Origin of the sequence: Lutimaribacter marinistellae, assembly GCF_042648365.1 — a bacterium.
Lineage (GTDB): Bacteria > Pseudomonadota > Alphaproteobacteria > Rhodobacterales > Rhodobacteraceae > Lutimaribacter_A > Lutimaribacter_A marinistellae.
Map to the genome: position 1 here is coordinate 40,257 of NZ_JBHRXI010000016.1, position 12,871 is coordinate 53,127.

Genomic DNA, 12,871 nt, shown 5'->3' on the forward strand with positions numbered 1-12,871 from the left:
AAAAACTGTCCACTCGGTCAACATTCTTGCCCAATTGCCGCCTCAACGGTATGCAAACGCTCCAAGGACCGTCCTGATACTCACCGGGACGGACGAGGTTGGGGAAGGAAGGACGGCGGCGTGCGAACACGTCTGGCAATCACCATACATGCTCTGCTCGAGCGTCATTTCCCGGAACGTCGGGTATTTCTGAAATCCGATACCGATACGCGCTTCATCCGGTTGAAATCCGGGACTCAGCTGGCCGCGTATGCCGGGGTGACCATCACAATCGCCTGGACGATCGTTGCGACAGCGATCATCCTGATGGACAGCATCGGATCGGGCAATTTTCGGGAACAGGCCAAGCGGGACCGGGCGACCTACCAGGAACGCCTTAACCAGATGTCCGCTGAACGCGATGCCCGCGCCGAAGAGGCGTTGGCCGCGCAGGAACGGTTCAACGCGGCGCTGCGCCAGATCTCGGTAATGCAGACCGATCTGCTGCAATCCGAGACCCGCAGGCGCGAACTGGAAACCGGTATCGAGGTCATACAGACCACTCTTCGCACCGTCATGAAGGAACGCGAGGCCGCGCGCATGGCAGCGTCCGAGTTCGAACAGAAACTCAACGGTGACGGTTCCGTGCAGCAGGTCGCGGCCGCTGCGCCTGCACAGATGAGCTTCATGGCCGAGGCGTTGGCAAATACCGCAGCCGAACGCGACCAGATCCTGGCCGATGCCCGCGCAGCTTTGGAGCAGCGCGAGGAGTTGGAGCTAGAAATCGACCTGATGCGCGAACGAAACGACCAGATCTTCCGCCAGTTGGAAGAGGCGATGGCCATTTCGGTCGAGCCGCTCGACAAGATGTTCCGCAGCGCGGGCATGCCCACCGACAGCATCATCGAACAGGTGCGGCGCGGCTATAGCGGTCAGGGCGGTCCGCTGACCCCTTTATCCTTCTCGACACGCGGTGAGGAGCCATCGGCGGACGAACTGCGTGCCAATGCCCTCCTGCAACAGATGGACCAGTTGAACCTGTACCGCATCGCGGCCCAGCAGGCGCCCTTTGCCATTCCGGTCAAGTCGTCCTTCCGTTTCACCAGCGGCTTCGGCAGCCGCCGTGACCCCAAGACCGGCGGTCGCCGGATGCACAATGGCGTCGATTTCGCGGCTTCGCACGGGACCGACATCTTTGCCACCGCCGATGGCGTTGTGACCCATGCAGGGTGGCAGTCTGGCTTTGGTCGGCTGATCCGGATCAAGCACGCGTTCGGAATCGAGACGCTTTACGCGCATAACACGCGGCTTCGTGTCAAAGTCGGTCAAAGAGTCTCGCGCGGGGACCACATAGCTGATATGGGTAGCACCGGACGGTCGACCGGCACCCATCTGCATTACGAGGTGCGCGTGAACGGACGCCCGGTTAACCCCATGATCTACATCAAGGCTGCACGCAATGTTTTCTAAAAGCAAAATCAACGAGCCCGCTCAGGATACGGCCAAGCCCTCCCCTGCCCCTGCCACTCCGCAGTCGTCGGCCCCCGCGCAGTCGGACCACCGCCCGAGCGCGCCCAAGGCCAAGCCGCCGGCATCGGTTCTGTCCTCGGATCTGCACATCACCGGCAATCTCAAGACGACCGGCGACATCCAGGTCGAGGGCACCGTCGAGGGCGACATCCGCGCGCACCTGCTGACCATCGGCGAAAGCGCGACGATCAAGGGCGAAGTCACCGCAGATGACGTGGTGATCAATGGCCGGATCGTCGGACGTGTACGCGGCCTCAAGGTGCGGCTGACTTCCACCGCGCGGGTCGAGGGCGACATCATCCACAAGACGATCGCAATCGAATCGGGCGCGCATTTCGAAGGCTCGGTTCAGCGTCAGGACGACCCGCTGAACCCCGGCCGCGCCGCCAAGCCCGGCAGCAACCCCGCCAGCGCTCAGGCCGCCCCTCAGGGCAAGCCCGCCGCTGCTGGTCAGTCGGCCGACTGAGTACGGCGCCCGAACAGGTGCAAGTACATGCAACGCCGCGGTGATACCGCGGCGTTTTTCATTTGTCTGGCACTATTGCCCCAGCATCCACGTTCCGTCCGGCCAAAACGCATGGAAGGCGAAGGCGAAAAGCAGATCATGCGGCACGTCATGGCCCTGTCCGTCCTGCACACGGATATTGCCCACGTCCCGACCCTTGGCGATTTCACGGGTGTCCAGCGGCGAAGCCTGACCAGATTGCCACGTTAGCGACAGGCCTGCCTCGTCCAATTGGCCGGATTCGCGCAGCCGGGTCAGCGGCCAAGCCCTTTCCCCCACGCGTACGACCCGCGCCAATGGGTCTATTCCATGCGGAGGGTTCTCGCCGGTATAGAGGAAGGGCTGCCGGGACGTGTCATAGCCCCGGTAAGGATTCTGCCCATATGCCCGGCGAAAGGACGGCTCGGCCATGACCAGCCCGTCCGGATGCGCCTGCCTGAAGGCGGACCAGCTTTCCATCCATGACGGCAGCAGCGTCAGTTCGGTGCCGGTCAGCGATCCGACGATCGCTTCGCCTCGCGCCTGTTGCCACCAGCTTTCGGTTTGCCTGTCATACATCACCATGTCGGAATGGCGCAGCTTGCCGGTCACTCCGAATTCCAGCACGCCCGCCGCAGTTCGCCGGTCGAAACTGAGCGCAGAGTTGCAAAGCGGGCAATAGGTGACAGCGACCGGTATGCCCGAAACACTGTCGTTCACGATTTCATGCCAAAGCAGATAACGGATCGGGTAGGCGCGCGCCGGTGCCCCGTCCATATCAAGCGTGATGACAGGCTCTCGCTCGTCCAGCTTGGCGTCCTGCGACGCGGGGACGAAGTCGGGCGAGCTGAGCGCCGGAATGCCGTCACGCGGCGGACCGCCTGACCGGATCTCGGACCATTCGGCGATACTGCTTTGCGAAAAATCGGTTTTGGGGAACTCGCGGCTCCACGCCGCGGGATCTGCCGCAAGCGGCAGTGCGAGGGAACAGGCAATCAGGGCAGCGAAAAGGCGCATGGGGTCTCCTCCATGCGCCTGATCGTGCATTGTTGGCAATGATGCGAGAAGACGCCCCCACGCGGATGTGACCGCGCGTGGGGTCAATCGGTGACCGTCACCTTCTGCATCATGTCGGGCGCGCCCACCACCGCGCCATTGGGGCCGGTGCCGAGTTTGATCGCGTCGACCACATCCATGCCGCCGGTGACTTCGCCCACGACCGTGTACTGACCGTTGAGGAAATCGCCCGGCGCGAACATAATGAAGAACTGCGAGTTGGCCGAATTGGGATCCTGTGCCCGCGCCATCCCCACGACACCGCGTTTGAACGCGATGTCCGAGAACTCTGCCGGAAGATCGGGACGGTCGGATCCACCCATGCCCGCACGGCGCATGTCTCCTCCCTTGCGACCAAACTGCACGTCGCCGGTCTGGGCCATGAACCCTTCGATCACGCGATGAAAGACCACGCCGTCATACTGCCCGGCTGCGGCCAGCGCCGTGATCTGCTCCACATGCCGAGGCGCCACGTCCTCGAACAGGTCGATGGTCACGATGCCGTTGGCTTCGCCCGCAACCTCGATTTCCAGCCCGGTAGCAAGCGCCGGACTTGCGGCAAAGACGAGAAGCGCGGCCAGCTTACGCATCTGCGGCCACCTTGACGCTGATCATGCGGTCGGGCGTCGCAGGCGGCTCCCCCCGGGTGATCGCATCGACATGCTCCATCCCCTCGATGACTCGGCCATAGACCGTGTATTGACCGTTCAGGAAATGGTTGTCCTTGAAGTTGATGAAGAACTGCGAGTTGGCGGAGTTCGGATTGGCCGAACGCGCCGCACCGAGCGTGCCGCGATCATGGGGCAGCTTGGAAAACTCGGCGGGCAGATCGGGCAGCGCCGAACCACCGGTGCCGGCCATGCGGATGTTGAACCCGTCTTCCATGTCGCCATGCTGCACATCGCCGGTCTGCGCCATGAACCCGTCGATCACGCGGTGGAAAGCAACGTTGTCATACTCACCTGCGCGGGCCAGGTCCTTCATCCGCTCGGCGTGTTTGGGCGCGACATCAGGCAACAGCTCGATGGTGACGGTGCCGCCCTTGAGCTCGATGAGAATGGTGTTTTCGGGATCCTTGATCTCGGCCATCTGGCCCTCCTGTGGTTCCGTGTCTCGCGGCATACCTAAGCCGCGGCCCGACCAATGCCAAGTCACGCATTGACCTGAGGGGTGATTCCGGGGAAAGAGCGCCCCGAGAAGCAGGAACACCACGGAGCGAAAGCCATGAGCTGGAAGACCCTCGACGAGATGGACCTGAACGGCAAGCGGGTTCTGGTTCGCGTGGACATCAACGTACCCGTCGAAAACGGACGCGTCACCGACGCGACCCGCATCGAACGCGTGGGCCCGACCGTTCAGGACATTCTGGCAAAAGGCGGCACACCGATCCTGCTTGCACATTTCGGCCGTCCCAAGGGCAAACATGTGCCCGGGCTGTCGTTGCAACCGCTGATCCCGGCACTTGAGAGAGCGTTCGGCGTGACAGTTGCCTTCTGTGCCGATTGCCGTGGTCCCGCCGCCCGGGCCGCGGTGGAAAGCCTGCCCGCGGGCGCTGTCCTGCTGCTCGAGAACACGCGCTTCCATGCGGGCGAGGAAAAGAACGACCCTTCGCTCGGCGCGGAGATTGCGGAACTCGGCGATGTCTATTGCAACGATGCGTTTTCGGCCGCGCATCGCGCCCATGCCTCGACCGAGGGAGTTGCCAGGCGTCTGCCGTCCTGCGCCGGACGCCTTATGGAGGCAGAGCTGACTGCGTTGGAACGCGCGCTTGGAGCGCCGGAGCGTCCCGTGGTTGCCGTGGTCGGCGGGGCCAAGGTCTCGACCAAGCTGGAACTGCTCGGCAATCTTGTTGAAAAAGTGGAATACCTCGTGATCGGCGGCGGTATGGCCAACACCTTTCTGGCGGCGCGCGGCGTGGATGTGGGCAAATCGCTATGCGAACGGGACATGACCGCGACCGCACGCCAAATCATGGAGAAGGCTGAAAAGACAGGGTGCGAGATCGTCCTGCCCGTCGACGTGGTGGTCGCCCGCGAGTTCAAGGCCGGCGCCGCCAACGAAACGGTGGCTGTTGATGCCTGCCCTGACGACGCCATGATCCTCGATGCAGGTCCGCGGACCGTGGATCGCATTCGCGAGGTTTTCGAAACCGCCAGAACCGTGATCTGGAACGGTCCTATGGGTGCGTTCGAGATCGAACCGTTTGACATGGCTACAAATGCAGCCGCCAGCAAGGCGGCCGAGATGACGCGTGCCGGGGATCTGGTCAGCGTTGCGGGCGGCGGGGATACCGTGGCCGCGCTGAACAAATCCGGCGCCGCTGCGGATTTCACCTATATCTCGACCGCCGGCGGCGCCTTCCTTGAGTGGATGGAAGGCAAGACATTGCCGGGGGTCGCCGTACTGGACGCGGAACCGACGACCGAACCTGCCTGAGCGGGCTTACCGTCGCACCGTACGACGCTCCTGGTGCCACGGCAGGTCGAACTCGACAGGGCTCGCGGCTGCGCCCGTCCCCGAACTGACGCGCGGATCGTCTTCGAGCAGCGCACGCTGCATGTCCGACAGATCGGGGCTGTGAAATCGCCTGACATTCGTGCTGAAGAAAAACGGAATCATGCAGACACCCCCCCGACCCGGTCACGACGCTGGCCGGGCGAAAGCGCCGTTAACGTCCGCAACAATCCTTCGTAGCGTGCCATTTCGTCCTTGATGCGCAAACGGCGGCGCTTGAGCCTCTGCAAGGACTCCATGCAGGGGGCGGGGCGTTTGAGTTCGTCGCCGATTTTCTTCTTCAGCTCCAGATGCCGCGCCTTGAGTGCGGCAAGCTTTACGTCCAGCGAAAAGCGTCGGACCCTCAAACTCTTGCTGTTCATCTCAGTCTCCTTCCTAACACAGAAGACAAGATGGCGGTCATCAGAAATTGTTGAAGCCAATGTTGATGAGTTTATATATAGGAAAATCCTATTTTATGTTGCCCCATGCCAGACCTGACCTTGCGCCAGATCCGCTATTTCTCTGCGTTGAGCGAGACGCTGCAGTACCAGCGCGCCGCAAGATTGCTTGGTATAAGCCAACCGTCCCTTAGCCTGCAGATCGCGGCACTTGAGGAAACGCTTGGAACCCGGTTGATCGAGCGGCGGCGGACAGGATTGATCCTTACCCCGGAAGGGCGCGAGATCGCCGAGCAGAGCCGACGCATCCTGCGCGAGGTCGAGGCGTTAAAATTGCTCGCGCGCCCCATGCAAACCGACATGAGCGGCACGCTGAGACTGGGCTCGACACCCACCATTGGTCCATACCTGATGCCGCGGGTGCTGCGGCGGGTTCATGGCGAGTATCCCGATCTGAAGCTTATCATCCGCGATGGCGCGCCTCAGGATCTGGCCGAGGAACTGGCCGGCGGACATCATGACGTGATCCTGACGCAGCTTCCTGTCCGGCACGACGAGCTGCGCACCATGCCGCTGTTTCGGGAGGAATTGCGGCTTGCCGTTTCACAAGGGCATCGCCTTGCGGACCGGACCGTGGTGCAAAACAACGATCTTAGCGACGAAACCCTGTTGAGCCTTGGTCCGGCCTATCAACTGCACAGGCAGGTCGCAGATATCTGCGCCACTTCGGGCGCCACCCGAAACGAGGCTTTCGAGGGTACCAGTCTGGATGCGCTGCGACAGATGGTTTCCCTCGGTATGGGCGTGACGCTTCTGCCCGCGCTTTACATTCGGTCAGAGGTCGCGCAACCCGATCCGGACGTCGAGACCATTCGTTTTCGCCCGGCCCTTCACCGCCTGATCGGTCTTGCGTGGCGCGCCACGTCCGGCAATCCGCCAGCTTTCGTCCGACTGGCGGACATCATCCGGGACGTTGCCCGAAAGGAGTTTCCGGAAACCGTGATTCCCATGCCGCAGTGACGAACTGGCCGCAGTCTGCGCTTTCCCAACCGGATCGGGCTGTGCCATAGTGTCTCAAAGCGTCGTCCAAGGCGCGACCCCGAGGCAGACAATACGGCAGCAACAACGTGACCCGACCCGCTCTCCGAACCAACCGGCCCGGTCTTGGCGCCGCGGCATTCTTTACCGTGGCTTTTGGCCTTGGCACATACTTCACCTTTGCCGCGGTACAGGGCGATTACGGCCTTTTTCGCAGGGTCGAAATCGCGGCCGAACGCAGCGCCCTGACCGAGGAGCTCAACGCGCTTCAGGCCGAAATCGCGCAAATGGAGAACCTTACCCGCAGACTCTCGGACGATTACCTCGACCTCGACCTTCTGGACGAGCAGGCACGCTCGATCCTCGGCATGCTCAGGTCGGACGAAATCGTCATCCGCTGAACTCTTTCAGATTCCCCCTCGCACTGCGGAACGAAATGCTGTAAAATTAGTTTAACGCTAAACTATGTGTGCAGGGAGGACGCAAGAGCGATGGCCACGCGCAAAACCACACCCACGGCCCGCAAGAGCAATGTCTCTGGCGACGAACTCAAGCATTACTATCGCGAGATGCTGCTAATCCGCCGATTCGAGGAAAAGGCGGGCCAACTCTATGGCATGGGCCTGATCGGTGGCTTCTGCCACCTCTATATCGGCCAGGAAGCCGTCGTGGTCGGGTTGGAAGCTGCCGCCGAGGAAGGCGACAAGCGCATCACCTCCTACCGCGATCACGGCCACATGCTGGCCTGCGGTATGGACCCAGACGGCGTGATGGCCGAACTGACCGGGCGCGAGGGCGGCTATTCCAAGGGCAAGGGCGGCTCCATGCACATGTTCTCGAAAGAGAAGCATTTTTACGGCGGCCACGGCATCGTCGGCGCCCAGGTGCCATTGGGCGCGGGGCTGGCCTTTTCGGACAAGTATCGTGGCAATGACCGTGTCACGTTCACCTATTTCGGCGACGGCGCGGCGAACCAGGGCCAGGTATACGAGACGTTCAACATGGCTGCCCTTTGGGAACTGCCGGTCATCTTCGTCATCGAGAACAACCAATACGCCATGGGCACCGCGCAGAAACGATCCACCTCGACCGAGGAGATCCACAAGCGTGGCGAACCGTTCGGCATCCCGGGCGAGATCGTCGACGGCATGAACGTGCTGGCGGTGAAGGATGCGGGCGAAAAGGCGGTCGCACACTGCCGCGCCGGCAAGGGGCCTTACATCCTCGAGGTCAAGACCTATCGCTATCGCGGCCACTCCATGTCGGACCCGGCCAAGTACCGCACCCGTGAAGAAGTCCAGAAGATGCGCGAGGAACGTGACCCGATCGAACAGGTCCGCTCGATGCTTCTGTCCGGCAAGCACGCCAGCGAGGACGATCTCAAGGCCATCGACAAGGAAATCAAGGACATCGTCAACAAATCGGCCGATTTTTCCAAGGAAAGCCCCGAACCCGCCGCCGACGAACTGTGGACGGACATCTATGCCGACACCGTCCCGCAGAAGGAGGAGGCGTGAGATGAACACCATGACGACGCTGGCCCGGACCGAAGGGGAATACTGAACCATGGCGACCAAAATCCTGATGCCCGCCCTCTCCCCCACGATGGAGGAAGGCACACTTGCGAAATGGCTGGTCAAGGAGGGAGATACCGTCTCCTCCGGCGACATTCTGGCCGAGATCGAGACAGACAAGGCCACGATGGAGTTCGAGGCCGTCGATGAAGGCGTGGTCGGCAAGATCCTGATTGCCGAGGGCACCGAGGGGGTGAAGGTCAACACCCCCATCGCGATCCTCGCGGAAGAAGGCGAAGACGTCGACGCCGTAGCGCAGGAGGCGACAGCCGACGCGGGCAAGGAGGCAGCCCCTGCGGGGGGCTCCGACGCGCCCGCAGACGACGCGACACCGCCGACTGATGCGGCAAAGCCACCTGCGCCCGCGTTGCAATCCGACCGCACGCCCGACTGGCCTGCAGACGCCGAGATGGCGCAGCAGACCGTGCGAGAGGCGCTGCGCGACGCGATGGCCGAAGAGATGCGCCGCGATGGCGACGTCTTCCTGATGGGCGAGGAAGTGGCCGAGTACCAGGGCGCCTACAAGGTTAGCCAGGGCCTACTCGACGAATTCGGGGGCCGGCGTGTGATGGATACCCCCATCACCGAACACGGCTTTGCCGGCATCGCGGTCGGCGCGGCCTTTGGCGGGCTGCGTCCCATCGTGGAATTCATGACGTTCAACTTCGCTATGCAGGCCATCGACCAGATCATCAACTCCGCCGCCAAGACGCTCTACATGTCCGGCGGGCAGATGGGCAGCCCCATCGTCTTCCGCGGCCCCAATGGTGCGGCGGCGCGCGTGGCAGCCCAGCACAGCCAGGATTACGCCGCCTGGTACATGCAGGTTCCCGGTCTCAAGGTGGCGATGCCCTACTCCGCCGCCGACGCCAAAGGCTTGCTGAAAGCGGCGATCCGCGACCCGAACCCGGTCATCTTCCTGGAAAACGAAATCCTCTATGGCCGGTCTTTCGAGGTGCCGCAGGTCGACGATCTGGAAATCCCCTTCGGCAAGGCGCGGATCTGGCGCGAAGGGTCGGACGTGACGATCGTTAGCTTCGGCATCGGCATGACCTATGCGCTCGAAGCGGCCGAAAAGCTGGCCCAGGACGGGATCGAGGCCGAGGTGATTGACCTGCGCACGATCCGGCCGATGGATACGCCCGCGATCATCGAGTCGGTGAAAAAGACCAACCGGCTGGTCACCGTCGAGGAAGGTTGGCCGCAGGGATCGGTCGGCAGCTACATCTCGTCGGTGGTGATGCAGGAGGCGTTCGACTGGCTTGACGCGCCGGTCATCAATTGCACCGGCAAGGACGTGCCCATGCCCTATGCCGCGAACCTCGAGAAAATGGCGCTGGTCACCACGGACGAGGTGATCGAAGCTGTTCGCAAAGTGACCTATCGCTGAGGAGACGGGACCATGCCAACGGAAATCCTGATGCCCGCCCTGTCGCCGACGATGGAGGAAGGCACGCTTGCCAAATGGCTCGTAAAGGAGGGCGACGCAGTCTCCTCGGGCGACCTGCTGGCCGAAATCGAAACGGACAAGGCCACGATGGAATTCGAGGCGGTCGACGAGGGCGTGATCGGCAAGCTGCTGATCGGCGAAGGCACCGAGGGGGTCAAGGTCAACACTCCCATCGCCGTGCTGCTCGAGGAGGGTGAGAGCGCCGACGATATCGGCTCAAGCGGCGGCTCTCCGCGTCCCGCCGAGCAGGCGACCGGAACCGCGCCCGCCGAAGCAAAGGAACCCGCGGCGAACGGCTATTCCGGTGGCGAAAGCGCGCCTTCAAGCCCTGCTCCCGCTGCGACACAAAACGCTGACGGACAACGCATTTTCGCGTCACCGCTCGCGCGACGGATCGCTGCCGATAGGGGCCTCGACCTTGCGTCGATCAAGGGCTCCGGCCCTCATGGTCGTATCGTCAAGGCGGATGTCGAAGGCGCACAGGCAGCTCCGGCCAAGGCCGAACAATCGGCCGAGGCCTCGCAGCCGCAAGCGCAGGCATCGGCTCCAGCGCCCGCGCCGACGGCCGGTCCCTCCGCAGATGCTGTCGCCAAGATCTACGAGGGCCGCGACTATGAAGAGGTCAAACTCGACGGTATGCGCAAGACCATCGCTGCGCGCCTCACCGAGGCGAAGCAGCAGGTTCCGCACTTCTACCTGCGCCGGGATATCCGCATCGACGCGCTGCTCAAGTTTCGTGGCGAGCTCAACAAACAACTCGAAGGGCGCGGCGTCAAGCTGTCCGTGAACGATTTCATCATCAAGGCGTGCGCTTTGGCCTTGCAATCGGTGCCTGACGCAAATGCCGTCTGGGCTGGTGATCGTGTGCTGCGGCTTAAACCGTCGGACGTGGCCGTGGCCGTGGCAATCGAAGGTGGCCTGTTCACGCCCGTTCTCAAGGACGCCGAAATGAAATCCCTGTCGGCGCTTTCCGCAGAGATGAAGGACCTCGCTGCCCGCGCCCGCGACCGCAAGCTTGCACCGCATGAGTATCAGGGCGGCAGTTTTGCCATCTCGAATCTCGGCATGTTCGGCATCGACAACTTCGACGCGGTCATCAATCCGCCGCATGGCGCAATTCTCGCGGTTGGAGCCGGGGTCAAGAAACCGATCGTGACTGGCGATGGCGACGTCAGCGTCGCCACCGTCATGTCGGTCACCCTTTCGGTCGATCACCGCGTCATCGACGGCGCGCTCGGTGCGCAGCTGTTGCATGCCATCGTCGAGAACCTCGAGAACCCGATGGTCATGCTTGCATGAAGACAAAGCCGCCCCGAATGGGGCGGCTTCCTTCACGATCCAACGCTTTCAGTTGGTCATTCGTACCGGGCAAGCATGTGATCCATCCGGATCGCCGGCTGATCGCATCCCGCCTCACCCACGATCCGGGCAGGAATCCCCGCAACCGTCTTGCACGGCGGCACCTCTTCCAGAACAACCGAGCCTGCGGCGATGCGGCTGCAATGGCCGATCTTGATGTTACCAAGGACCTTGGCCCCGGCCCCGATCAGAACACCGTCACCGATCTTTGGATGTCGGTCCTCTTCCTCCTTGCCGGTCCCGCCAAGCGTTACCGAATGCAGCATCGAGACGTTGTCACCGACCACCGCGGTCTCACCGATCACAATGGAATGCGCATGGTCGATCATGATCCCCTTGCCGATCTTGGCGGCCGGGTGGATATCGACCCCGAAAATCTCGGAAACACGCATCTGGAGGAAATAGGCCAGATCGATCCGCCCCTTCAGCCACAGCCAATGCGCGACGCGGTAGGCCTGCATTGCCTGGTATCCCTTGAAGTACAGCACCGGCTGAAGCAGTCGGTGGCATGCAGGGTCACGCTCGTACACAGCCATCAGGTCGGCGCGCGCCGCCTCGATCAGCGCAGGCTCGTCCGCATATGCCTCGTCGACGATCTCTCGCAGCACCATCATCGACATTTCGTTCGAGCACAGCTTGGCTGAAATGCGGTAGGATAAGGCCCTCGCAAGGCTTTTGTGATGCAAGATACAGGCATGGACCAAGCCGCCCATGAGCGGTTCCCGTTGAACCGCAGCTTCCGCTTCTTCGGTGATCCTGTTCCAAACCGGATCGACCGGCGTCAGTTTCGAGCGTGTTTCCAACATGGTCAAACATCCTCTGCTGCGCTTAACCTAACCATCTAAGCTGCATTTGACCAATCGCAATTCCTTGAAAGGGACACAACGAAAATGAACGAGACCGAGCTTGCCGCTTTTAGTCGCCTGATATCGGATCGACTGCGGGAACTCGAACAAAGCTCCGAGGCGGGACGCGACGGTCAATCGGTTGTCACGCTCGATCAACAGGCGGTCGGCCGTCTCAGTCGAATGGATGCGCTGCAGAACCAGGCCATGGCCAAAGCCCAACAGACCCGCCGGGACACCGAAACGGTTCGCCTGCTGGCAGCGCTCGAACGGATCGAAGAGGGCGACTTCGGTTACTGTGAGGATTGCGGAGAAGAGATCGCGAAAGGGCGGCTGGAACTCGATCCAGCCGCTACCCGGTGCGTCAGCTGCGCTTCGGGCTGATCCGAAACAAGGTGATCTCTCGCAAAACCATTTCAAAGCACTGGCAATACTCGGGATCATCGAAGCTAGGTTCGTCCGCCAGTTCCCGTTTTCGTGCCGCCGACATCAAAGACCCGTTCCCGTAGAGAGGATGCAGAGACCCGGTCTTTCGGACATGGGCACAGGCTTGGGCTGCTTCACCGATCATCCGGCGACAAAGCCGCCCGCGCCCGTCAACCGGTGCACGTAGCAAAGCGCGCGCTGCCGCACTGACGTCTCCATGCAGAACTGGAAGCATG

At 62.1% G+C, this 12,871-nt stretch carries 16 protein-coding genes; 9 read left to right on the top strand and 7 right to left on the bottom strand.

Translation table 11 applies throughout. The features are described 5' to 3' along the window. The first annotated feature begins 120 nt into the window (after positions 1–120). Together ACFORG_RS14300 and ACFORG_RS14305 are read left to right on the top strand one after the other, a co-directional pair. Positions 121–1,449, top strand: a complete 1,329-nt coding sequence (locus ACFORG_RS14300; RefSeq protein ID WP_386736216.1) for a DUF5930 domain-containing protein — start codon at positions 121–123, stop codon at positions 1,447–1,449. Then, a complete protein-coding gene (locus ACFORG_RS14305) occupies positions 1,439–1,975 on the top strand; it encodes a bactofilin family protein (RefSeq protein WP_386736217.1) in 537 nt (178 codons plus the stop codon). Before ACFORG_RS14300 ends, ACFORG_RS14305 begins: the two co-directional genes overlap by 11 nt. 72 nt (positions 1,976–2,047) lie before the next feature. Here the strand turns inward: ACFORG_RS14305 and ACFORG_RS14310 are convergent, their stop codons facing one another. From ACFORG_RS14310 to ACFORG_RS14320, 3 genes are all read right to left on the bottom strand, one after another. Then, positions 2,048–3,010, bottom strand: a complete 963-nt coding sequence (locus tag ACFORG_RS14310; protein ID WP_386736218.1) for a DUF3179 domain-containing protein — start codon at positions 3,008–3,010, stop codon at positions 2,048–2,050. An 83-nt stretch (positions 3,011–3,093) separates the two neighbouring features. Continuing rightward, positions 3,094–3,639, bottom strand: a complete 546-nt coding sequence (locus ACFORG_RS14315; RefSeq protein ID WP_386736219.1) for a peptidylprolyl isomerase — start codon at positions 3,637–3,639, stop codon at positions 3,094–3,096. Beyond that, positions 3,632–4,138 (bottom strand): peptidylprolyl isomerase, encoded by a 507-nt coding sequence (locus ACFORG_RS14320; RefSeq protein ID WP_386736220.1) that lies wholly within the window; start codon positions 4,136–4,138, stop codon positions 3,632–3,634. The genes ACFORG_RS14315 and ACFORG_RS14320 overlap by 8 nt, the downstream gene beginning before the upstream one ends. Positions 4,139–4,273: 135 nt before the next feature. On the opposite strand from ACFORG_RS14320, the gene ACFORG_RS14325 reads away from it, so the two are divergent. Beyond that, on the top strand, positions 4,274–5,485 hold the full coding sequence (locus tag ACFORG_RS14325; RefSeq protein WP_386736221.1) for a phosphoglycerate kinase: 1,212 nt from the start codon (positions 4,274–4,276) through the stop codon (positions 5,483–5,485). A 6-nt stretch (positions 5,486–5,491) separates the two neighbouring features. Here the strand turns inward: ACFORG_RS14325 and ACFORG_RS14330 are convergent, their stop codons facing one another. Together ACFORG_RS14330 and ACFORG_RS14335 are read right to left on the bottom strand one after the other, a co-directional pair. Next, positions 5,492–5,668 carry a hypothetical protein gene (locus ACFORG_RS14330; RefSeq protein ID WP_386736222.1) on the bottom strand — a complete coding sequence of 59 codons (177 nt, stop codon included), beginning with the start codon at positions 5,666–5,668 and terminating at the stop codon, positions 5,492–5,494. Then, positions 5,665–5,925: a DUF465 domain-containing protein gene (locus ACFORG_RS14335; protein WP_386736223.1), complete on the bottom strand. Its 261-nt coding sequence runs from the start codon at positions 5,923–5,925 to the stop codon at positions 5,665–5,667. Before ACFORG_RS14335 ends, ACFORG_RS14330 begins: the two co-directional genes overlap by 4 nt. Positions 5,926–6,030: 105 nt before the next feature. On the opposite strand from ACFORG_RS14335, the gene ACFORG_RS14340 reads away from it, so the two are divergent. The 5 genes from ACFORG_RS14340 to ACFORG_RS14360 all read left to right on the top strand — a co-directional run bounded on the left by ACFORG_RS14340 (position 6,031) and on the right by ACFORG_RS14360 (position 11,304). Further along, the gene (locus ACFORG_RS14340; RefSeq protein ID WP_386736224.1) at positions 6,031–6,963 is read left to right on the top strand and encodes a hydrogen peroxide-inducible genes activator; all 933 of its coding nucleotides are present in this window, start codon (positions 6,031–6,033) and stop codon (positions 6,961–6,963) included. Between the two features lie 107 nt (positions 6,964–7,070). Beyond that, positions 7,071–7,382 (top strand): FtsB family cell division protein, encoded by a 312-nt coding sequence (locus ACFORG_RS14345; RefSeq protein WP_386736225.1) that lies wholly within the window; start codon positions 7,071–7,073, stop codon positions 7,380–7,382. A 90-nt stretch (positions 7,383–7,472) separates the two neighbouring features. Continuing rightward, on the top strand, positions 7,473–8,498 hold the full coding sequence (pdhA, locus tag ACFORG_RS14350; protein WP_386736226.1) for a pyruvate dehydrogenase (acetyl-transferring) E1 component subunit alpha: 1,026 nt from the start codon (positions 7,473–7,475) through the stop codon (positions 8,496–8,498). Positions 8,499–8,547: 49 nt separating this feature from the next. Then, positions 8,548–9,945, top strand: a complete 1,398-nt coding sequence (locus tag ACFORG_RS14355) for a pyruvate dehydrogenase complex E1 component subunit beta (protein ID WP_386736227.1) — start codon at positions 8,548–8,550, stop codon at positions 9,943–9,945. 12 nt (positions 9,946–9,957) lie between these two features. After that, positions 9,958–11,304 carry a pyruvate dehydrogenase complex dihydrolipoamide acetyltransferase gene (locus tag ACFORG_RS14360; RefSeq protein WP_386736228.1) on the top strand — a complete coding sequence of 449 codons (1,347 nt, stop codon included), beginning with the start codon at positions 9,958–9,960 and terminating at the stop codon, positions 11,302–11,304. Positions 11,305–11,360: 56 nt separating this feature from the next. Here ACFORG_RS14360 and cysE read toward each other — a convergent pair whose 3' ends face one another. Further along, a complete protein-coding gene (gene cysE, locus ACFORG_RS14365) occupies positions 11,361–12,170 on the bottom strand; it encodes a serine O-acetyltransferase (RefSeq protein WP_386736229.1) in 810 nt (269 codons plus the stop codon). A gap of 84 nt (positions 12,171–12,254) precedes the next feature. Between cysE and ACFORG_RS14370 the strand changes: the two genes are divergently transcribed. Continuing rightward, on the top strand, positions 12,255–12,593 hold the full coding sequence (locus tag ACFORG_RS14370; protein ID WP_386736230.1) for a TraR/DksA family transcriptional regulator: 339 nt from the start codon (positions 12,255–12,257) through the stop codon (positions 12,591–12,593). Here the strand turns inward: ACFORG_RS14370 and ACFORG_RS23825 are convergent. Next, positions 12,574–12,870, bottom strand: a complete 297-nt coding sequence (locus ACFORG_RS23825) for a DUF7742 family protein (RefSeq protein ID WP_449284308.1) — start codon at positions 12,868–12,870, stop codon at positions 12,574–12,576. The genes ACFORG_RS14370 and ACFORG_RS23825 overlap by 20 nt on opposite strands. Between the last annotated feature and the right edge of the window lies 1 nt (position 12,871).